The following is a 21,434-nucleotide window of genomic DNA, read 5'->3' as shown; positions in this document are numbered from 1 at the left end:
GTGGCCTCGATCTGGAATCGCCGCCATTACGCTGCTGCGCAATGCATTGCGGTGTAGCGGCGATGGCCTTTTGATGCACTTGCCATGACGCGTCGCGAGCGGCGTGCTCCTCTTATCCGATCAATGACGGTATCGAGGTCGTCCGTGATTTGCGGAATCGAGCAGACGGGCGACGGGGCAATCGGCGAACTTTCCTAGAGTACGTTCAGCATCGCGAGCGCGGCTTCCTGCAGATGCGGCAGCACGCGCCGCACGGCCGCGTCGGTCGTCTCCGCGCCGATCGGCATGTTCGTGCTCAACGCGGCGACCACTTCACCGTGACGGTTCTTCAGCGGCACCGCGATCCCGCGCACGCCGACCTGCAATTGCTGTTCGATCGCGGCGAACCCCGCGTCGCGTGCCTGGTCGACCTGCTCGAGCAGGCGCGCCTTGTTGGTGATCGTGTGCGGCGTGAACGGCGGCAGTTCGGTGTCGTCGAGCCACGCGCGCACGGCTTCGCGATCGGGATGATGGGCGAGCAGCACGACGCCCGGCGACGTGAGCGGCGCCGGCACGCGCGCGCCGAGCACGAAGCCGGTCGTCATCACGCGCGACACGCCGTTGCGCGCGATGAACACGAGTTCCCAGCCGTCGAGCACGCTCACGTACGCCGACTCGTTCAGCGACGCGCTCAATTGCTGCAGATAGGGCTGGACCGTGCGCGGCAGGCGCGCCGAATCGAAGTACGACCAGCCGACCCGCAGCACGCGCGGCGTGAGGCCGTACAGCTTGCCGTCGGTGTACACGTAGCCGAGCGACTCGAGCGTCAGCAGGTAGCGCCGCGCGGCCGTGCGCGTGAGACCGGTGCGCGCGGCGGCCTGGGTGGGCGTCATGCGCGCATGCTGGCTGTCGAACGCCTCGAGGATCGCCAGGCCCTTTTCGAGGCCCGCAATCCAGTCGCGTCGGTCGAGTTCGGGCTTTTTCATCGTCGGAAAGTGGCGTCTGGGTGCGCGGTAATCGCGCGTGAATGGGCGATTATCGCGCAGATCGGCGCAGCCGCGACGCGTGACCGGGGCTTGCATGATTCGACGCCGGATGCGTGCCCCACGCGTGGAACATGAGCGTCGAAGACAACCGGCGACACGCCGGGCTGCCGGACCAGCCTGACGTGCGCGACCGGGAGACATGCCGAAAGCCTTGCTGGCTAAGGCGCGCTAGAATCGCCGCCTCGACTGGAACAGAACAATGAAAATTCGCGAATCCATCTTGGCCGTGCTCGTCGCGGCCGTGCCGTTGCTTGCCGCGGCGAACCCTTCGTCCGGCACACCGCTCCCGAAGCCGACCGTCGACGTGCGTGCGTGGCCGCGCACGACGTCGCCGAAATTCGGCTGCTACGTCGAAACGACCTTCGGCTACCGTGACAAGCGCTTCAATTGCGCGCTGAAGAAGTACCGGAACACCGGCGATGCGTGCAAGAACACGAAGGCCTACTACGAAGGCCCGGTGTTCCCCGACCGGCTTGCGGCCGGCGTGCATCCGCTCGCGACGAAGGTCGAGCTGGACTGGGAGCACGGCGACCTGCAGATGGTCACCATCACGCTGAAGGGGACGTGGAACGAAGCGGACGTGCGCAAGGCGTTCGGGTTGCCGCGTGCGGAAGGGCGCAAGCTGACCGAAGCGGAGTTGCGGTCAGTGCCTGACAACCTGATGGACACGAGTGTCCAGTATCCGTCGGCCCCACTCGACGAAAGCCTGGCGAAACGTCCGAGTAACGCTGCGCGCGGCACGACGGCCGTGATGCTCTACGGGTTCGACCACATGGGCGCCGGCGATGTCGATTGCGGGGGCGGGGAGTAACGCGTGGCGGATTGTGCGGCCGGCCGGAGCTGGTCGACGGGGGAAGTGTCGATGACTGCCGGGCGGCCCTGTCGACGCAGACATGAAAGGACCGGGGGAAGGAGGCGGCGCCGCTGTCACACGTGCCGCCTCCGGCGCAGCCTTACTCGCTGCTCGTCCATTCGACGTTCGCGCCGACCGAGCGCAGGTTCTCGACGAAGTGCGGGTGCGCGCGGCGGATCGGCAGCGCGTTCATGATTTCCGAGCGGCCTTCGATGCTCGCGGCCACCATCAGCAGCGCGATCGCGACGCGGATGATGTACGGGCTCTCGACGCGTGCCGGCGTCAGTTGCAGCCCGCCGAACGTGATCAGGCGGTGCGGATCGGACAGCAGCACGTGCGCACCGAACTTCGACAGCTCGCCGGACCAGCCGAGCGCACCGTCGTAGACCTTGTTCCAGAACATCGCGCTGCCTTCCGCGCGCACGCCGAGCGCGATGAAGATCGGCAGCAGGTCGACCGGCAGGTACGGCCACGGCGCGGCTTCGACCTTGGTGAGGATGTTCTGCGTGAACGGCCGGCGCACGCGCAGCGGGCCGTCGCGTTCCGCGCGCGACCAGCCGTCGCGGTGCGTGACGTTGACGCCGAACTTCGCGAACGTGCGGTCGATCAGCGGGAAGTGTTCGGGCGACGAGTTGCGCACCGTGATGTCGCCGCCCGTGATCGCGCCGAGCGCGAGGAACGTCGCGATCTCGTGGAAATCCTCGGCGAAACGGAACTCGCCGCCACCGAGCTTGCCGCCGCCCGTCACGCAGAGCCGCGACGTGCCGATACCCTCGATCGCGACGCCGATCATCGCGAGGAACTGGCAGAACTCCTGCACGTGCGGCTCGGACGCCGCGTTCATCAGCGTCGACGTGCCGTTCGCGGTCGTCGCGCACAGCGCGAAGTTTTCGGTGGTCGTGACCGACGCGTAGTCGAGCCAGTGATCGTTGGCCGTCAGCGGGCCGTCGGTGCGGACGATCAGCGAATCGGGCGTGCGCTCGATGTGCGCGCCGAAGCGCTCGAATACCTCGACGTGCGGATCGATCTCGCGCACGCCGAGCGTGCAGCCCTTCACGTCGTTCTCGAGGCGCGCGACGCCGAAGCGCGCCAGCAGCGGCGGGATCAGCATGATCGACGAGCGCATCGCTTCCGGCAGCCGGTGGACGGCCGGATCGAATTTCGTGTTGCGATGGTGGAGTTCGAGCAGGCCCGTCGTGAAGTCGACCGACACGTCGCTGCCGAGCGTGCGGAAGATGTCGAGGATCTTGCGCACGTCGGTGATATCCGGCACGCCGATGAGGCGCAGCGGCTGATCGGTCAACAGGGTGGCGCACAGAATCGGCAGGACGGCGTTCTTGTTCGCGGACGGCTTGATGTCCCCGCGCAGCGGAGTGCCGCCGTGGACGATGAGATTCGACATGATATGGGGGCGTATCGGTGACTGACGTAGGCCCATATGATGCCATTGGTAGGCGGGCGGCGTGGAATGTTCGGAGGGGAAAACGGGGAATCGACGCGTGTAACTGACAGTGTTTGACGTCGTGCACGCGAGGAGCGGGGTGTTGCCGGTCGACGTCGAGCGATGTGTGATGGCCGGCCGCGGATCGGGCCGGCCATCTGGTCGGGGCGTTACTGCGCCGCCCGCATCCGCGCGGCGACCACCAGCGAGATCAGGCAGCCCACCGCGAGATAACCGGCGACGAGGTGCCACGAACCACCGGCCACGCTGACGAGGCCGACCGCGATGAACGGCGTGAACCCGCCGCCGACCACGCTCGCGAACTGGTAGCCGACGCCCGCGCCGCTATAGCGGTATTCGGCGCCGAACAGCTCGGTGAACAGCGGCTGCTGGACGCTCACGACCATGTCGTGCGCGGCATTCGCAAGTAGGATCGAGAAGATCACGATCCACGCGATCGACCGCGCCTCCAGCGCGACGAAGAACGGCACCGCCGACGCGACGCCGATCAGCGCGCCGATCAGGTAGATGCGGCGCAGGCCGTAGCGATCGGCCAGCCATGCGAAGCACGGGATCGTCACGCAGCTCACCGCGCCCACCAGCAGGCCGATGTTCAGGAACAGGTCGCGCGACATGCCGAGGTTCGTCGTTGAATAGCTGAGCGCGAACGCGGTGACGATATACATCGTGAACAGTTCGGCGAGCCGCAGCGCGATGATCAGCAGGAACGCTTTCGGATGGCGCGTGAGCGCTTCCAGCACCGGCAGGCGCAGCTTGCGGTTGCCGTGTTCGACCTTCTCGACGAACTCCTGCGATTCGTCCATGTTCTTGCGCACCCACAGCCCGATCAGCACGAGCACGATGCTGAACACGAACGGCAGGCGCCAGCCCCACGACTTGAATGCCGCCTCGCCGAGCGTGTGGCTCAGGATCGACACGATGCCCGTGGCCAGCACGAGGCCGACGCCGTAGCCGACCTGCACGCCGCTGCTGTAGAACGCCTTCTTTTGCTTCGGCGCGCTTTCGACGGCCATCAGCGCCGCGCCGCCCCATTCGCCGCCGACCGCGAACCCCTGGACCGCGCGCATCAGCACCAGCAGCACGGGCGCCCACCAGCCGATCGTCGAAAACGCCGGCAGCAGGCCGATCGCGACCGTCGACAGCCCCATCATCATCACGGTCAGCACCAGCATCCGCTTGCGGCCGAGCCGGTCGCCGTAGTGGCCGAACACGACGCCGCCGAGGGGCCGGAACAGGAAGCCGACGCCGAAGGTCGCGAACGCCGCGAGCGTGCCCATCGTCGGGCTGACTTTCGGGAAGAACTCGGAATTGAATACCAGCGCGGCGACGATCCCGTACAGCAGGAAGTCGTACCAGTCGACGACGGCGCCGACGAAGCTGCCGATCGCGGCCTTGCGGGCCTGGCTGCGTATGCGGGCACTGGCGGCGGCGTCGAGGGTGTCGAAGGTTGGGGTCATGGCGGTGTCTCCTGGCACGGCGCATCGAGGAATCGTGGCGGCGCCGCGTCCGATGCTGCATTGAAGTCGATGGGTGAACGGAGAATAGGGCGCGCGCCGCATGGCGGCAATTGGCCAATCGGACAGAGTGCGCGATTATCGTTCAAGTCCGTGCGATTATCGAACGCTTTCCGGGTTTGCACTAGGCGGCGCGGCGATATCCCGTTTGGCCAGGGTGTGCCGCCGTGAACGATCTGGTTAAAATCGGCAGCATAGAAAACTCGCCCGTTCGGGGCGGATGCGCGGTCGCCACCCTGGCCGCGCATGCCGCACGCGACGGGCGCCATCCCCATCGACCGCATGTCCCCGGAGACTGGAATGCCCGGCAATTCCCACCCCCTGTCCAGCGATACGCCGCCCGTTAGCGATCCGGCTGCCAATCCGCTCGGGATGGCCGGCCTCGAATTCGTCGAATTCGCGGCGCCCGTGCCGGAAGCGCTCGCGCAGCGCTTCGAGCAGTTCGGGTTCAAGGCGATCGCGCGGCATGTCAGCAAGAACGTCACGCTCTACCGGCAAGGGCAGATGCATTTCCTGATCAACGCCGAGCCCGATTCGTTCGCCGCACGCTACGCGGAGGAATACGGGATGGGCGTCTGCGCGATCGGGCTGCGCGTGGCCAGCGCCCGGCGCGCGTTCGAGCGGGCGATCGAACTCGGCGCGTGGGCGTTCGAGGGCGAGAAGGTTGGCGTCGGCGAGCTGAAGATCCCGGCGATCCAGGGCATCGGCGATTCGCACCTCTATTTCGTCGACCGCTGGCGCGGGCGCGACGGCCAGCGGGGCGGCGTCGGCGACATCTCGATCTTCGACATCGATTTCCGGCCGATCGACATCGCGACCGCGCATACCGATCTCGACTGCGTGGGAGTCGGGCTGCAGCAGGTCGATCATTTCACGCAGACCGTCGGCGCGGGGCGCATGCAGGAGTGGCTGGATTTCTACCACGACCTGCTGCATTTTCGCGAGATCCACGAAATCGACGCGCACTGGCATGTGTCGGAGGAATCGCGTGTGATGGTGTCGCCGTGCGGCGCGGTGCGGATTCCGGTGTACGAGGAAGGCACGCGGCGCACCGAGCTGATGCATGCGTATCTGCCTGACCATCCGGGCGAGGGCGTGCAGCACGTCGCACTGGCCACCGACGACATCCTGTCCTGCGTCGATGCGCTGCGCGCGAACGGCGTCGAATTCATCGAGCCGCCGACCCGCTATTACGACGACGTCGACGCGCGGTTGCCGGGGCACGGCGTCGATCTCGACGCGCTGCGCCGCCGCGCGGTGCTGGTCGACGGCGAGATCGGCAGCGACGGCATACCGCGCCTGTTCTTCCAGACCTTCGTCAAGCGCCGGCCCGGCGAGATCTTCTTCGAAATCGTGCAGCGCAAGGGGCACCACGGATTCGGCGAAGGGAATCTCGCGGCGCTCGCCCGCGCACGCGACGCCGGCTGAGCGGCACCGGCGCCCGCATCCGGCGTCACGCGTCGCGCGTCACATGCCGAGCCTCACGCGCCGGCGGCCGGCACGCGGTTCGGCGCGGGGTCGTTCGGCTCGCGCAGCGCGCACGCGGTGCCGCCCGGCGTGTACATCGACACGACACAGCGGTTGCACGACGTGCAGCCCGACTGCGCGAGCCGGCCGTCGCGCAGCCCGTTGACGAAACCCGGCTCGAACACGAGCGCGCGTGCGAGCGCCACCGCATCGAACCCTTCACGCATCGCCAGCTCGACGTTCTCGCGCGAACGTACGCCTCCGAGGTAAGCGAGCGGCATCCTGACAGCCGCGCGCACCTTCTTCGAGTGCTCGAGAAAATACATCTCGCGAAACGCGCCCATCTTCGGCTCGGTGAGCTTCTGCAGCGCCATTGCGGCGCGCACGATCGCATTGTCGGCATTCGCACGCGCGTCGCCGGGCAACGGGCTGCCGAACAGCTGCCACACCGATTCGACGTTCATCCCGCCGCTGAGCACGAGCAGGTGAGCGCCTTCGGCTTCGAGCCGCCGCGCGATTTCGCAAGCGTCGTCGGCCGTTCCGCCGCCGCGCACGCCCTCGGTCACGCCGATCTTGCAGACGACGGCGAGATCGCGGCCCACCGCATCGAGCACGCGGCGCAGCACCTCGACAGGGAACGTGGCGCGTCGTGCCGCGTCGCCGCCGTACGCATCCCGGCGGCGGTTGTACAGCGGCGACAGGAACTGGCTGAGCAGATAGCCGTGCCCCATATGGATCTCGACCGCATCGAAGCCGGCGTCGCGCGCATGGCGTGCGGCCTGCGCGAATTCGTCGGCGACGGCCGACATCTGGTCGCGCGTCATTGCCTGCTTCAGAAAGCGGCCGCTCATCAGGCCGACCTTGTTGAAGCCGCCCGATGCGCTCAACGGCCGTTGGGTCGACAGCGACGGCAGGAACGTGAAGCAGCCGCCGTGCGTGATCTGCGCGGATGCGGCGGCACCGTGGCGATGGACGGCGTCGGTCAGCGCGCGGAACTGGCGGACCGTCGGCCCGTCGAGCCGCGCCTGGTCGACGAACGTACGGCCGTCGTCGCTGATCGCGCAATACGCGACGGTCGTCAGCGCGGCACCGCCTTCGGCGATGCGTTCGTGAAAGCGGACGAGCGCGCGCGAAGGCACGCCGCTCGGCGTCATGCCCTCGTTGGTGGCGGACTTGATCAGACGGTTGCGCAGCGTCAGCGGGCCGACCTGCAGCGGGCTGAACGCGGTGGACAGTTCGGTGGGTTCCATGTCGGGCAGACGTCGGGAATGGGCTTGGCGATCATTGTGCGCAATCCGCACCGGTGCACATCGTCCAGGTGGATGGCCCGTCCGACCGTATGAAGCATGAGACGGCGGCTCCTTGCGTTCGGGCGTAGGCGATGCTGCCGGTTTGCAGGAATGCATCGATCGATGGCATCGTGACGATGCGGCATGCCGCACACGACGAGAACATCCGGAGATCCGCATGAGCAGCCAGTCGCAGCCCAAGCAGAAGCGCCTGCCGAAACCCGCCGGGCGCCAGGCGATCCTGACCGAGCAGCGCCGCCGCAAGATGGCGCGTTCGCCTCACGCGTATGTGCGCGGCAATACGGCCCGGTTCTACGAATGGCTCGTCGAAACCAACGGCAGCGCACTGCCGCACGGCCCGTCGATCTGGATCTGCGGCGATTGTCATACCGGTAACCTCGGGCCGGTCGCGAACCGCGAAGGGAAGGTCGACGTGCAGATCCGGGATCTCGACCAGACGGTCGTCGGCAATCCCGTTCACGACCTGATCCGCCTGGGGCTTTCGCTCGCGACGGCCGCGCGCGGATCCGCACTGGCGGGCCTCACGATCGTGCACATGATGGAGGCGATGACGGCCGGTTATGCGTCGGCATTCGGCAGCCGCAACGCGAAGCTGCCCGGGCGCCCCGAACCGGTCCACCTCGTGATGAAGCAGGCCATGCGCCGCTCCTGGCGGCAACTCGCCGTCGAACGGATCGAAGGGCTCGCGCCGACGATTCCGCTTGGCCGCCGCTTCTGGCCGCTGAGCGCGAAGGAATCCCGTGCGATCGGCAAGCTTTTCGGCGACGACGCGATCGCGGCGCTCGCCACGAGCCTCAAGGGCCGCAACGACGCGGGCAAGGTCGACGTGCTCGACGCGGCGTACTGGGTGAAGGGTTGCAGTTCGCTTGGACGGCTGCGCTACGCGGTGCTGCTCGACATCGACGGCGACGTGAGCGACGGCGACGACCTGTGCCTGATGGACATCAAGGAAGGCGTGACGGCCGCCGCACCGCGCGACGAAACGGCCGCGATGCCGCGCGACAACGCCGAGCGCGTCGTGGAAGGCGCGCGACATCTGTCGCCGGCCCTCGGCGAGCGGATGCAGGCCGCGCGCCTGCTCGATCGCGCGGTCGTGATCCGGGAACTGCTGCCGCAGGACCTGAAGCTCGACATCGATCTGCTCGCCGAGGACGATGCGCGTGAAGTCGCGCGCTATCTCGGCGCGGTGGTCGGTGCCGCCCACGCGCGCCAGATGGACAAGCCGACACGCGCGGCGTGGCGCACCGAGCTCGGTCGCAACCGCGCGAAGACGATCGATGCGCCGATGTGGCTGTGGAACAGCATCGTCCAGCTCGTGAGCAGCCACGAAGCGGGGTATCTGGAGCATTGCCGGCGCTTCGCCGCAGGAGAGTAGCGTGCGCCGCGAGAGGCGGCCGAGGCTACTCGGCCGCGCGTAGCTTGAGTCTCTGCCGGCGCATGCCGTCGAAGATCGCGTCCGCCACGTCCGCGGGAAAATCTGCCGGGATCTGCGCGGCGGCTTCGGCGATCGCGGGCTCCGTGCGTGCAACGACGGCCGCCATCGCGGCGCGCACGTCGTCTTCGGTCAGGCCGACACGCCGGCCCTGCGCGATCCAGTGCCGCGGCTGGATCTCGCCGATCACGTAGTGCCGGTTCTTCCCGCACACGGCCATCGCGAGCCGGGCGCGGCGCGGTGGAAGCTGGTTGCGGCGCGTGCCGATGATCGGATGCGCAGACAGCACGTCGTACAGCGGCGTGCTGCGGTACGTGTTGCCGGGCAGGTGCGCGATGCTGAAGTTCTTCGCGTGGCCGTCGATCGCCGCCAGCACCCAGAACACGAGTTGCGCGACGAAGAAATTCATTCGGTCGTGCGCGGCGTCGGCCGAATTCGCGAGGATGCCCATGATCGTCTCGATGCCCGGGCCCCCGTCGGATTCGTACTTCGCGGCGGACGGCGTGCCGGTCGCCTGGCACATGTCCTCCTGCGGCAACCGCAGGATCCACGTGCCGTCGCGCGACGCACGCCGGTCGAAGCGCTCGACGATCAGCGCCTTCTGGTCGTCGAACCGGCCGATCGCGCAGGGCGCGACCGGCAGGCCGTACGCGGCGACGAGCTTCGAGCACAGCCATTCGTTTTCGACGGACGTCCGCATGTCGGCCTGCATGTTCCCGACGCGCCCGAGCGGCAGTTTGAAGATGTGTGTCGTCGGCGTGCTGCCCGATGGCCGCAGCCAGCGGTTTCCCAGGCGCAGCAACGCGGTCTTTTCCTGCGCGCCGGCAATCGACAGGCGCAGGTCGCCTTCCGGCTCCGCGCGGCCGGGCAGCGGCGTGGCGGTCGCGTGGCGCAGCACGTCGGCAACGGCCGCGTCGTCGAGCGTCACGCCGTCGATCGCCTCGAGATCGACGGGCGTTTCACCGGGCGGCAGCATCTGGATCGCGCCGACGCAATCGCGGCCGATCGACGCGAGCAGTTCGAACGGCGCCGTCGATCGAAGCCGGTAACGCTGGGCGATGCGACGGCGGATCGGCTCGCTGTCCGGTAGCAGGTTGTCGAAGTAATCGGCGACGATCGCGCCCTGGTGCGGCTGGTTGCCGGGCGTGAAGGGCAGCGACAGCGACAGCGGCCGCCCCTGTGGATCGTCGAGCCACGCCGGCAGATAGACGAGACGCTCGACACCGCGCCGAACTTCCCAGTAGCCGACCGGAATGCCGTTCATCCACAGGTCGAGACGGTCGTGGCGGGCACGCGTGGCCATCGTCACCAGTCCTCCCGCTTCGAAACCCGCGGCTTGCCGGGTGTTGCGGTCGCGGACCGCTTGCGCGCGGCGCCGGTTGCGGGTTGGGCCGGTTTTTCGGCGGGCGTGGTGCGGCGCACCGCATTCTGCTTGCGTTTGCTCGCGGCCGGTTTGCGAACCGCCGGCGCGGCATCGGGCGCGGGAACAGGATCGGCCGATGCCGCCGACATGTCCTGCTTGCCAAGGTCGAGCGTCATGTGAACGCCGAGCGCGTTCAGCACTTTGAAGAGCCGCTCGATGCTGACCGCCGACGGGTTGGCCTCGAGCTGCGCGTAGGATTGCTGCGTGACGCCCAGACGGGCCGCCAATTGCGCCTGCGTGAGGCCCGCGGCTTTCCGGAAGCCGACGAGTATCGGACGCAGCTGGGTCAGGGTCTGGACAGGAAAGGCCATCGGGCGCTCCGCAGGATGACAGGCGATCGTTTGTAATCGGAAAATACAGTCTATGGTATGTATTGTCAAAATACAAACCAAAGGCTGTATCCGAAAAAAACAAACGATAGCCTGTCAAACGAGAACCCCGCCCGCCATCCTGCGTCAACGCCTCACGCCGCCCGCAGCGGGTTCGCGTGCGTCCCCCGTGCGCTTTCCGGATCGTCGTCGCCGAGCGGAATGAACGCCATGATCTCCAGGTCGTGCCCCGACAGCGCGGGCAGCCGGAACGGGCTCGACAGCACGTTCAGACGCCGCACGCCGAGCTCGCGCAGGATTTGCGAACCGATCCCCGTCACGCGTCCGTCGCGGCGCGCAGGGCCGGCCGGCACCCGCATCGCGTCGCCGCGCATGTCGCAGTCGAGCAGCACCGCCACCCCGCAGCCGGCCGCGTCGATCCGTTGCAGCGCGGCGTGCAGCGGCCACGAATGCGCGGAGGGCTCCGCATCGAGCAGGTCGAGCAGCGAGTGGCATTCGTGCACGCGCGTCAGCACCGGCGTCGACGGATCGGGCTCGCCGCGCACGAGCGCGAGATGCGGCGCGCCGTGCACGGTGTCGCGATACTCGATCGCGCGGAACCGGCCCCACGGTGTATGCAGCGGCCGTTCGCCGACGCGTTCGACGAGCGATTCGTGTTCGCGTCGGTAATGGATCAGATCGGCGATCGTGCCGATCTTCAGCCCGTGATGCGCGGCGAACGCCTTCAGCTCGGGCAACCGCGCCATCGTGCCGTCGTCGTTCATCACCTCGCAGATCACCGATGCGGGCGTGAGCCCGGCGAGCGCCGCGAGATCGCAGCCGGCCTCGGTGTGCCCCGCGCGCACGAGCACGCCGCCCGGGCGCGCGGCGATCGGGAACACGTGGCCGGGCTGGACGAGATCGTCCGGGCGGGCGCCGGCCCGCACCGCCGCACGGATCGTGTGTGCGCGATCGGCAGCCGAAATGCCGGTCGTCACGCCTTCGGCCGCCTCGATGCTGACGGTGAACGCGGTGCCGAACGGCGTGCCGTTGTGATCGGCCATCGGCGGCAGCTTCAACTGCTCGCATCGCTCGGCGGTCAGCGTCAGGCAGATCAGCCCGCGCCCGAAGCGCGCCATGAAATTGATCGCGTCGGGTGTCACGTGATCGGCCGCGATCACGAGATCGCCTTCGTTCTCGCGATCCTCTTCGTCGACGAGCAGCACCATCCGGCCCGCGCGCAGCTCGTCGACGATCTCCAGGGTGCCGGCGAGTGTCATGGTGCCTCCGTCGCGTCGAACGCACGGCGCAGCGCATCGGCGCCGAAGGTCAGCACGCGGTCGGCCGCATCGATCGCGCCGAGCATGCTCGCGAAACCGTGAAGCTGGCCCGGCCAGCGCACGAGCGTCACCGGCGTGCCGGCCTGCGCGAGACGCAGCGCATACGCTTCGGCCTCGTCGCGCAGCGGGTCGAATTCGGCGCTGACGATCGTCGCCGGCGCCGCGCCTTCGAGGGACGGTGCCGCGAGCGGGCTGGCAAGCGGCGACGCGCGATCGGCGCCGTCGTCGAAATAATGGTGCTTGAACCAGCGCATCATGTCCGCCGTCAGGAAATAGCCGTTGCCGAGCGTTTCGTACGACGGATGCTCGGTCGCGCAATCGACGACCGGATACAGCAGCAACTGGTGCGCGATCGCGATGCCCGAGCCACGCAACTGCAGTGCGGCGACCGCCGCCAGATTGCCGCCCGCGCTATCGCCGGCCACGGCCACCGCGCCGGCGCGTGCGCCGAGATCGCGCGCACTGGCGGCGGCCCAGCGCACGGCGTCGCATGCGTCATGCGCGGCGGCCGGGAAGCGCGCCTCGGGCGCGAGCCGGTAGTCGACCGACAGCACGAGCGTGCGCGCACGGGCCGCGACGCTGCGGCACAGGTTCGCGTGCGAATCGATCCCGCACGACACGAAGCCGCCGCCGTGGAAGAACACGGTCAGCGGCAACGGCCCGTCGGCGGCAGGCCGATACAGCCGTGCGGACAACTGACGGCCCGACGCGGGAATCTGCCAGTCCTCTTCGGCGGCAACGGCATCGCCCGGGGCGAACGCGCCGCCGGCGGCAAGACTCGCGCGATACGCGGGAACGGTGAGCTGCGCGAAATCGATCGCGGGTGCCTGGGCGAACGCTGCGAGCAGCGCCTGCGCCTGTGGGTCGAGCGGCATGGGGACTCCTGTCTGAATCGGATGCGGTTTGAATCAGGTAAACCCGTGTCGCGGTTTTCCCTGAGTCCGCGCCGGACGCTTGCCGGCACGGCCTGACGGGCATTCCAGCGCAGCAGGCTGGGCGCCACATCATCCGATCGGACGATGGTTCGTTCGCACGGATGGCCAATTCTCACCATTCAGTGAATCTCCCGATGACGCCGGAATTTAGACGCGTCTTAATTCATTGCGGCGCGGTTGGTTCGCGCCGGAAACATGTCGTATGGAGGATGGAGCGTGCTGATGGAGACGAGATGGGCTCCGCAAGAGAGCCAGGCAACCAGTGACGAGGCCGACATCGGCGTCGCGGATTTCAGCGAGTTGATGGCGCGCATCTACCAGGGGCCGCTGGAGACGCCGCCGTGGGCCGGTGCGCTCGAACTGGTCCGGCGCTGGCTGCAGGCCAACTACGTGACGCTGATCCTGCGCGCGGCCGCGAGCGACCGCCGCGCGCCGCTGTCCGTGCACGCGTCGGAATTCGGCCCGGTGGTGCCGGGCGACGGCGAGGCGTCGTACAACAACTACTACTATTCGCTCGACCCGTTCGTCGGCCTGCCAGCCGATCGCGTGGTCACGGTCGACGACGTGTTCGGCGACACGGGCTGGCTGTCGAGCGAGCTGTACAAGCAGTTCCTGAAGCCGCAGGACGTGCGCTATATCCTCGGTGCCGACCTGCGCACGTCGTCGGGCGTGGAGTGCCGCTTCCGCGTGTGCCGCAACCATGCATCGAAGCAGTTCTCCGCGCGCGACAAGGCGATCTGTGCGCTGCTGCTGCCGCACCTGAAGCGCGCGGTCGAGCTGCACTCGCGGCTCGACACGGCCGAGGTCGAACGCTCGATCTATGCGAACGCGATCAACCGGATGCAGATCGGCACGATCACGCTCGACGAGAACGGCACGATCATCGACCTGAACAGCGTCGCCGACGAGATCCTCAAGCAGAACAACGGTCTGACGATTGCACGCGGCACGATCGAGGCAACCGACGCGCAGGAGAACCGCACGCTGAAGCGGCTGATCCGCCATGCGGTGATGGGGCACCACGGCACGGCCGCGGCGACCGTCGAGGCGATGCCGATCACGCGCAGCTTCGACAAGCCGCGCCTCGGGCTGCTGGTGCGCACGGTACTGCTGTCCGACTGGTCGGAGGACAACAAGCGTCGGCCGGCCGTCACGCTGTTCCTGCGCGATCCCGATCGCAAACCGCAGGGCGCGCAGGAAATCATCCGCAAGCTGTTCGACCTGACGCCCGCCGAGACGTCGCTCGCGCTGCTGCTGACGAACGGGCTGACGCTCGAGGAAGCGGCGGAGGAGTCGGGGATCAGCAAGAACACGGCGCGCACGCATCTGCGCGCGATCTTCTCGAAGACGGGCGTCACGCGCCAGGCGACGCTCGTGCGGATTCTGCTCGGGAGCGTGGTGCCGCTCGGGTAAGCGACAGCCGACGCCGATCCATCGGAACCGGCCGCATTCGTCCGGGGATACATCGACGCTGGTCAACGGGTCGCGTGCGGCACGACGGCGGCGACATCATGCAAAAGAGGCTCGCCTGGTGCGAGCCTCTGCTTCGTTCAGCGCAGCCGCTTGCGGAGAGCGGATGTGCGACGCACGGCGATGCCGCTCGCGTTCACGACCCGCGCGTGGAACGACCCGCCCACGACGCCAGGGCTGGCCATTGCGCGCAACCGCGCCGAATGAAACCGGCGCCGGTACGGATCACGAGTGCGCCGATCGCGAGCGTGGCCAGATCGTCGAGACGACCGAAACCGACCAGTGCCGCGCTCATCGCGAGCGCCGCCAGCAGCGACGACAGCGCATCGGTCCGCACATGCCAGCCGCTCGCCTCGAGCAGCGCGGAACCCGTCTCGCGCGCCTTGCGCAGCATCCAGTGCGACAGCGCGCCCTTGCCGGCGAGCGTGACCGCGACGAGCGCGAGCGTCGCAGCGCCAGGCTGCACGACGGGCGGCGTGGCGAATCGGTTCATCGCGTGCCAGATCATCTGCGCGCCGGTCGCGACGAGCAACGCGCCGAGGCCCGCGAGCGCAAGCGGTTCGTAGGTGGGGCGCTGCTCCGGCGGCAGGCGCGCGTCGAGCCGGCAAGCAATGAGGATCAGCGCATCGGCTGCGAGATCGATCGCTGCGTGCGCGACGTCCGCGAGCAGCCCCGACGAATGCGCGGACCATGCCGCAACCGTCTCGACGGCGAGCAGCAGCAGGTTGATCGCGAGGCTGACGGCAAGGGCGCGGGACGTGGCCGCATATACGTGGGGCGAGGCGCGCGACGTGCGCTGCATGGCGGATTCGTCTGTCGATAGCGTGGGTCAGACCCGAACGCTACCGGTCGACGGTGGCAGATCGGTGACACGGAAGGAATCGCCGAATCGGTGCGGGATGCGTCCGCAAGCGCCCGGGCCGCCCCCGCTGACATGGCGAGGCGCCGCCGCGAAAGTGGCCGGCTGCATCGTGTCTCGGGAAACCTGCGCGGCTGACCTCATCGCCCGCGGCTTTTCCCTTTCGTCGATGCGCCGGCGTCAGCTTCAACTCAAAGCGTCTCGATCGCCAGCGCGATACCCTGGCCGCCGCCGATGCACAGCGTGACGACGCCGCGCTTGATGCCGTCGCGCCGCATCGAATGGATCAGGCGCGTCGTCAGCACCGCGCCCGTCGCGCCGATCGCATGACCGTGCGCGATCGCGCCGCCTTCGACGTTGACGATGTCCTCGGCGATACCGAGCTGGCCCGCGACCGCGATCGGCACGACCGCGAACGCTTCGTTGATCTCGAAACGCTCGACATCGGCCAGCGCCCAGCCCGCACGCTCCAGCGCGATCTTCACGGCCGGCACCGGGCCGAGCCCGAACATGCCGGGCTCGACGGCAGCCACGCCGAATGCAACCAGCCGGGCGCTCGGCGCAATCCCGTGCGCGTCGGCGAATGCGCGATCCGCAACCAGCATGGCCGACGCGCCGCTGTTCAGGCCCGGCGCATTGCCCGCGGTAATCGTGCCGTCCGGGCGGAACGCGGGCTTCAGTTTCGCGAGCGCTTCGAGCGTCGTGTCGGGGCGGGGCGTCTCGTCACGCGCAAACGCGACGCGCGCCTTGCGCTGCAGGACCTCGACCGGTACGAGTTCGGCGTCGAACTTGCCGTCGGCCAGCGCGGTGGAAAAGCGCTGCTGCGAGCGGAGCGCCCACCGATCCTGGCGGTCGCGCGAGATGTCGAGCTGGCTCGCGAGATCCTCGGTATGCCAGCCCGAATGCTGGTCGGAAAACGCATCGACGAGGCCGTCGCGCAGCATGCTGTCGCCGATCGATGCGTCGCCCATCCGGTAACCCCAGCGTGCGCCGTCGAGCAGGTATGGCGCGCGCTCCATGCTTTCCATGCCGCCGGCGACCGCCGCGTTCGCGTAACCCAGCAGGATCTCCTGCGCGGCATTGACGACCGCCTGCGCACCGGAGCCGCACACGCGGTTGACCGTCAGAGCGGGCACCTTGACCGGCAGGCCGGCGCCGATGGCGGCCTGCCGGGCCGGGTTCATCTTGTTGCCGGCCTGGATCACGTTGCCCAGCACGACCGAGTCGATCGCCGCGCCGTCGAGGCCGCTGCGCCGCAAGGTTTCGCGCACGGCGATGGCCCCGAGTTCGGTGGCCGGGGTGTCCTTCAGCGACCCGTTGAACGTGCCGATCGGGGTCCGGACGGGATGGCAGATGACGACTTCGCGTGTACTCATGATGCGTTCCTGGATCGCGTTGCAAGCTGCGCGGACGAGTCGGTTGCGAACGGGGCACGCCGCGCAAATCGCGTCGCCGGTTCGATTGCGCCGTGACGCCGGCTGGACCGCCGACGCCGCGCAACGCGGCTGTATCCGATACCCGGATCGCACGCCGCTACGTGAGGGAACGGTATCTATGCATATGCATACTGTCAACGGGGGCATTTTGCACGGGATAGGGGGACAGGGCGTGTGGAAGGGGGAGCGACGCGTCCGGTTTTTGCCGCCGGGGGACTGCGAGAGCGCAACGACAGGCGCAGGAGGCGGCGCGACCAGGTCGGTGCGCGCGCAAACGTCTATCCGCATCCCTTTGTACAGCAGGGTGGGCTGATCGCCGTGCCGCGCCAGGGCGGTGCCCCCGACCCGGATGACGTACTGGCGACGATCGTCGCATCGCTTCCGGTGGTCGGAAATGCGGTGTCTCCAGCGACCTGCAGCCATCACATGCCGCTGCTCTGGCGGACAGCTACAAATGCTGCCGCCAGTTGCCCATCAGACGAGCCATCTTCGAGCAAGAGTCCTTGCCACGATTTTGATCGGACGATGTGCCGTTAAGCCTTACCGAGCAGGGTTCGGTGCGGATTTTAGACGCTGCGGGAGGAGGGGCAGTTACGAGTTTCCGCAAAGAGCGGCTCCGACATTGTGCAAACAGACGCTCGGCGCATTCGCACCCGATGTACAGATCCTCAATCTCGACATTATAGAAATAATGTCAAATTCAGAAGCGTGAAGAATTGGATATTTAACGGTTTACGTTATATTATTTACTAAATCATCGACCAAACCCCGTCATGTCCGATCTCGCTGCCGACGAATCCCGCCTGACCGCCGAAATCGAGCGCCTCAAGGCCGACTTCCCGAAAACGCGCGAGCTGTATCGCGAAGCCTGCGCGCTGCTGTTCTTCCGCTTCGGCATCACGCCCACCGCGAACCGCCTGTACCAGCTCGTCCGCAAGGGCAGCATGAGCACGCCGACGGCCGTCCTCGGTGAGTTCTGGGCCGAGCTCAGGAAAAAGAGTCGTGTCCGCATCGAGCATCCCGACCTGCCGGTCGATCTGCAGGCAGCCGCCGGTGAACTGGTTGCGGCGCTATGGAATCGGTCGAGCGCCGACGCATCTGCCGCGCTCGACGCCCTGCGCGCAGAGGTCGAAGCCGAGCGGGAGACAGCGAAGGCAGAAGTGGCGGCGCTGCAGGCCGAACTGGCCCGCACGGAAACCGCGCTGGAGCAACGCACGGCCGCGCTGCTGGCTGCGCAGGTGCGCATTCAGGAAATGGAACAGGCGAGGGCGGCGGACGACGCATCGCGGCAAGCGCTGCAAGCGGATATCGAACGCCTCACGGCCGACAACGCGGAAGGCGACCGCGCACTCGCGCAGGCACGCGCGGATTTCACCACCCAGCTCGACCGGCTGCGCGACGACGCCGGCCGGGCCGAGGAACGCCTGCGCGCGTCGGAGAAGCGGGCGCTTCAGGAGATCGATCGCGAGCGGCTCGCAGCCGCGCGCCTGCAGAAGGAGCTCGATGCAGCGGCATCGCGCACGGAGCAACGCGATGCGCAGCAGCGGAAGGATGTGGCCGCGCTGCAGGCGCAACTCGGCGACGCGCTGCATCGATGCGGCGTGCTTCAGGGGCAGCTCGACGGCGCGCAGGCGACTGAAGCGGCGCGCGGCAAGGAACTCGATGCGTTGCGGCGCGACATGACGGTGCTCGCGCGCCGGGCGCCGCTGCGCGGCGCCAAGGCGGCGCCGGCCACGCAACGCGACGAGCGGCGGGCGCGCACACGGAAGCGCGCCGACGAAGCGCCGCGCTGATGGCAAAACCGCAAGCGTGCGTCAGCCGATGATGACGCACGCCTGAAGCCCTCAAGCGGGCAGGCGGGCAAGCAACCGAGCCCGCTCCCCCGCCGATTGCCCACCCGCCAATACAAATCAACTCGACACATACCGAGAAGGCAACGCCGGCGCGTCCGCCGGAATCGTGACGAGCGACGTGTTCAGCCAGCCCTGCGGCGAGCCGTTCGACTGCGCATACGCCCCGACGTACGGCATCATCCGTGTCGTCTGATAGACCTGCGGCGTCCACCCGGCGGGCGCGAGGAAGATCGACGTCGCGCGCTTCTCGCTATACGCGGAGGCACCATACGTCGAGATGTTCCACAGCGTCTGCTGATACGTCGCGTAGTCGGCGTTGTGCCGCGACCCGCCGGCCTGCCAGCCTTCGAGCTGGATGAACGTGTTGTACGTGCCGGCACCCGCGAGCAGGTTGTTCACCGTGCGCCCGTACAGGAACGACAGGATCAGCCCGCAGTTCGCCGGCGCGAAATCGCTGCCGACGCTCAGGTAATAGCGGCCCGTCGTGTTCAGTACCGACGCGTAGTGCGAGTTGCCGATATCCGTCGACGTCGTCAGCCCGCTCGCACCCATGAAGCTGTCGAACGCCTGCATCGTGACGCCCGCCGGCAGGTCGCTCGTCGCGCTGATCGCGACGATATGCGAGCCGGCCGCCAGCAGCGTCAGGAACGCGGACAGCGTGCCTGCGTTCCAGTTGCCCTGCGCATCGCCGAACGGAAACGCGCGATAGCCCGTCAGCGCGAACACCGCCGGATCGGATCCGGCCTGCCACGCGATCTGCGGCACCCACATCGTCAGCGGGCCGGCGTTCGATGCGCCGGACACGTACTGCTTCAACGCGTCGATCAGTTGCGCATCGGCAGCGGGCAGCACGCCATAGGCCGCGCCGTTCTGCCAGCGCTGTACCCATTGCGCGACGAAGCCCGCCAACTGGCCGCCGGTAAAGTCGGCGGGCGGCACGTAGCCGAGCGGGCCCGTGCTTTGGTACGCGGACTGGATTGCCGCGGCCGTGCGCACGTTGCTGCCGAACATGCTGTTCGCGAAATCCTGGCAGTTGTTGGCCGGCGGCGTCGCGAGCTGCGACAGCGGAACGACCCACGCGCCGTTCGCGGTCGCGACGCCGCGATACAGCGTGAGATTCGCGACCGAGTCGTGACCGGGAAACGTGGCGGCGTCGGCGCCCGACACGTAGCCGGCCGACGGCGTGACGCTGACGGTGGTCGGTTGCGATCCGAACGGATGCGTGTACGCAATCGCAAACGATGCGTCGCCACCGGCAAGGCTGAACGATCCCGTGCAATCGCCCCAGCTGTTCGACGCGCTGACGGCGGTCGATTGCCCGGTCGCGACCTGCGCTTGCGATGCCTGCGGCAGCGAGCCGCTCTGGCTGGCCGCGTTGCCGTACGCGAGCGTCGTCGACGGAATCGCATTGACGACGTTGATCGTGATCGAGCGGTCGGCGATGCCGTAGCTGCGTGCAGACGCATCCGCGGCGCCTGCGGCGGCGAACGACGATGCGGACGTCGGGTTGCCGTCGCCGCCACAGGCGGCCAGCGTGCCGACGAGCGGCGACAGGGTCAGCGCGGCGCCGCGCTGGATGAAGCGCCGGCGGTTCGGCGCGGACGGGCGTTCGGGTTTCGAAGCGGTCATGGGCGTTCCTGGTCACGGGTTCGAGAGTCGTCAACGACGATCCGGCGCATTGCACACGTGTGCAATGCCGGCCGAAACTTCCCGATCGCCGGCACATGCGCCGCGCGTATTTATGCGTGAGATCGATGAAACGCCCGCGACGAAACCGAGTCGTGCGTGTGACGCGACGCACGCGGCGGGGCGGGAGAGGGGCGCGGAATGCCGGCGCGACGTTTGGGCGCCCGCCGGGGATCGGGTAAAGTGCCGCTCAACATGCCGGTTCGACGTTACTAGACGACCGGTCTAATCGTTGCTAACATACGCCATCATGAATGCATCTTCAGGCGCGGAAGTCCGCCAGCACATCCTGAATATCGCCAAGCCGATCATGCTCCACAAGGGGTTTTCGGCGGTCGGTCTGAACGAGATTCTCGCTGCGGCGGGCATCCCGAAGGGCTCGTTCTACCATTACTTCGGCTCGAAAGAGGCATTCGGCGAAGCCTTGCTCGAATCGTATTTCGAAGGCTACCTCGAGCATCTCGACAACCTGCTCAAGCACCAGGCCGGCACGGGCGCCGAGCGCCTGATGACTTACTGGAGCAACTGGCTGCACACGCAATGCGCGGACGATCCGGAAGGCAAGTGCCTCGCGGTGAAGCTCGGCGCGGAAGTGTCGGACTTGTCGGAGGCGATGCGCACGGTGCTGCGGCACGGCACGGGCCAGATCATCGAGCGGCTCGCGGGCGGCATCGAGGCCGGGCTGGCCGACGGTTCGCTGAGCGGAGTCGCCGATCCGTCGCATACGGCCGCGATCCTCTACGAACTGTGGCTGGGCGCGACGCTGCTGGAAAAGATTCACCGCAACCGCAAACCGCTCGAAAGGGCGATGGTCGAAACGCGGCGCATGCTGAACCTGCCGCCGCTCGAGCCGAGTGGAGTGCAGTCGTAACCCGGGCGCGCATCGGCGCGCCTTGTTTTTACCCTGATTCTAGACGACTGGTCTACTCAAACCCGCATGACGAACGTGCCACGCCGCGTTACGCTGTCCCGATTGATTCAACCGCATGCACGCAGCCGCGACGGCCTGTCCGCCGATGCAGCCGCCCGCGTGCGTCTCCCGCTGGTCCATCCCTGATCCG

Annotated in this window: 17 protein-coding genes; 6 read left to right on the top strand and 11 right to left on the bottom strand. The window is 67.8% G+C overall.

What is annotated here, in order from left to right; translation table 11 throughout:
* Positions 1-194 precede the first annotated feature (194 nt).
* The gene (locus tag BCO18175_RS17580; protein WP_011355232.1) at positions 195-965 is read right to left on the bottom strand and encodes an IclR family transcriptional regulator domain-containing protein; all 771 of its coding nucleotides are present in this window, start codon (positions 963-965) and stop codon (positions 195-197) included.
* Between the two features lie 259 nt (positions 966-1,224).
* On the opposite strand from BCO18175_RS17580, the gene BCO18175_RS17575 reads away from it, so the two are divergent.
* A complete protein-coding gene (locus BCO18175_RS17575) occupies positions 1,225-1,836 on the top strand; it encodes a hypothetical protein (protein WP_174982802.1) in 612 nt (203 codons plus the stop codon).
* Between the two features lie 142 nt (positions 1,837-1,978).
* Here BCO18175_RS17575 and BCO18175_RS17570 read toward each other — a convergent pair whose 3' ends face one another.
* Both BCO18175_RS17570 and shiA read right to left on the bottom strand, forming a co-directional pair.
* The gene (locus BCO18175_RS17570; RefSeq protein ID WP_174913921.1) at positions 1,979-3,280 is read right to left on the bottom strand and encodes a UDP-N-acetylglucosamine 1-carboxyvinyltransferase; all 1,302 of its coding nucleotides are present in this window, start codon (positions 3,278-3,280) and stop codon (positions 1,979-1,981) included.
* Positions 3,281-3,489: 209 nt separating this feature from the next.
* A complete protein-coding gene (gene shiA, locus BCO18175_RS17565) occupies positions 3,490-4,797 on the bottom strand; it encodes a shikimate transporter (protein ID WP_174982800.1) in 1,308 nt (435 codons plus the stop codon).
* Between the two features lie 357 nt (positions 4,798-5,154).
* Here shiA and BCO18175_RS17560 point away from each other — a divergent pair, with 357 nt between their 5' ends.
* Positions 5,155-6,282, top strand: a complete 1,128-nt coding sequence (locus BCO18175_RS17560) for a 4-hydroxyphenylpyruvate dioxygenase family protein (protein ID WP_174982798.1) — start codon at positions 5,155-5,157, stop codon at positions 6,280-6,282.
* A gap of 53 nt (positions 6,283-6,335) precedes the next feature.
* Here the strand turns inward: BCO18175_RS17560 and BCO18175_RS17555 are convergent, their stop codons facing one another.
* Positions 6,336-7,571 carry an NADH:flavin oxidoreductase gene (locus BCO18175_RS17555; RefSeq protein WP_174982796.1) on the bottom strand — a complete coding sequence of 412 codons (1,236 nt, stop codon included), beginning with the start codon at positions 7,569-7,571 and terminating at the stop codon, positions 6,336-6,338.
* Between the two features lie 217 nt (positions 7,572-7,788).
* Here BCO18175_RS17555 and BCO18175_RS17550 point away from each other — a divergent pair, with 217 nt between their 5' ends.
* Entirely contained in the window at positions 7,789-9,006 is a 1,218-nt protein-coding gene (locus BCO18175_RS17550) for a DUF2252 family protein (RefSeq protein WP_174982794.1), read from the top strand.
* Between the two features lie 25 nt (positions 9,007-9,031).
* Here BCO18175_RS17550 and BCO18175_RS17545 read toward each other — a convergent pair whose 3' ends face one another.
* The 4 genes from BCO18175_RS17545 to BCO18175_RS17530 form a co-directional block, all read right to left on the bottom strand.
* Positions 9,032-10,366: a type II toxin-antitoxin system HipA family toxin gene (locus BCO18175_RS17545; protein ID WP_174982792.1), complete on the bottom strand. Its 1,335-nt coding sequence runs from the start codon at positions 10,364-10,366 to the stop codon at positions 9,032-9,034.
* Between the two features lie 2 nt (positions 10,367-10,368).
* On the bottom strand, positions 10,369-10,797 hold the full coding sequence (locus tag BCO18175_RS17540; RefSeq protein ID WP_174982790.1) for a helix-turn-helix domain-containing protein: 429 nt from the start codon (positions 10,795-10,797) through the stop codon (positions 10,369-10,371).
* A 152-nt stretch (positions 10,798-10,949) separates the two neighbouring features.
* Positions 10,950-12,074: a bifunctional 3,4-dihydroxy-2-butanone-4-phosphate synthase/GTP cyclohydrolase II gene (ribBA, locus tag BCO18175_RS17535; protein WP_174913937.1), complete on the bottom strand. Its 1,125-nt coding sequence runs from the start codon at positions 12,072-12,074 to the stop codon at positions 10,950-10,952.
* Positions 12,071-13,009 (bottom strand): alpha/beta hydrolase, encoded by a 939-nt coding sequence (locus BCO18175_RS17530; protein ID WP_174982788.1) that lies wholly within the window; start codon positions 13,007-13,009, stop codon positions 12,071-12,073. Before BCO18175_RS17530 ends, ribBA begins: the two co-directional genes overlap by 4 nt.
* A 282-nt stretch (positions 13,010-13,291) precedes the next feature.
* Here BCO18175_RS17530 and BCO18175_RS17525 point away from each other — a divergent pair, with 282 nt between their 5' ends.
* Positions 13,292-14,482 (top strand): helix-turn-helix transcriptional regulator, encoded by a 1,191-nt coding sequence (locus BCO18175_RS17525; RefSeq protein WP_041493308.1) that lies wholly within the window; start codon positions 13,292-13,294, stop codon positions 14,480-14,482.
* A 193-nt stretch (positions 14,483-14,675) separates the two neighbouring features.
* On the opposite strand, the gene BCO18175_RS17520 is transcribed toward BCO18175_RS17525, so the two are convergent.
* On the bottom strand, positions 14,676-15,341 hold the full coding sequence (locus BCO18175_RS17520) for a cation diffusion facilitator family transporter (RefSeq protein ID WP_174982786.1): 666 nt from the start codon (positions 15,339-15,341) through the stop codon (positions 14,676-14,678).
* A 248-nt stretch (positions 15,342-15,589) separates the two neighbouring features.
* A complete protein-coding gene (locus BCO18175_RS17515) occupies positions 15,590-16,774 on the bottom strand; it encodes a thiolase family protein (RefSeq protein WP_174982785.1) in 1,185 nt (394 codons plus the stop codon).
* A gap of 833 nt (positions 16,775-17,607) precedes the next feature.
* Between BCO18175_RS17515 and BCO18175_RS17510 the strand changes: the two genes are divergently transcribed.
* Positions 17,608-18,627: a DNA-binding protein gene (locus BCO18175_RS17510; protein WP_174982783.1), complete on the top strand. Its 1,020-nt coding sequence runs from the start codon at positions 17,608-17,610 to the stop codon at positions 18,625-18,627.
* 117 nt (positions 18,628-18,744) lie between these two features.
* Here the strand turns inward: BCO18175_RS17510 and BCO18175_RS17505 are convergent, their stop codons facing one another.
* A complete protein-coding gene (locus BCO18175_RS17505; protein WP_174982782.1) occupies positions 18,745-20,316 on the bottom strand; it encodes a hypothetical protein in 1,572 nt (523 codons plus the stop codon).
* A 307-nt stretch (positions 20,317-20,623) separates the two neighbouring features.
* On the opposite strand from BCO18175_RS17505, the gene BCO18175_RS17500 reads away from it, so the two are divergent.
* Positions 20,624-21,244, top strand: a complete 621-nt coding sequence (locus BCO18175_RS17500) for a TetR/AcrR family transcriptional regulator (RefSeq protein WP_174982780.1) — start codon at positions 20,624-20,626, stop codon at positions 21,242-21,244.
* Positions 21,245-21,434 lie beyond the last annotated feature (190 nt).

This window comes from Burkholderia lata, assembly GCF_902499335.1.
In the GTDB taxonomy this organism is placed as follows: domain Bacteria; phylum Pseudomonadota; class Gammaproteobacteria; order Burkholderiales; family Burkholderiaceae; genus Burkholderia; species Burkholderia lata_B.
Note: the sequence above shows the minus strand (reverse complement) of the source record. Positions and strands in the feature narration are given on the sequence as shown.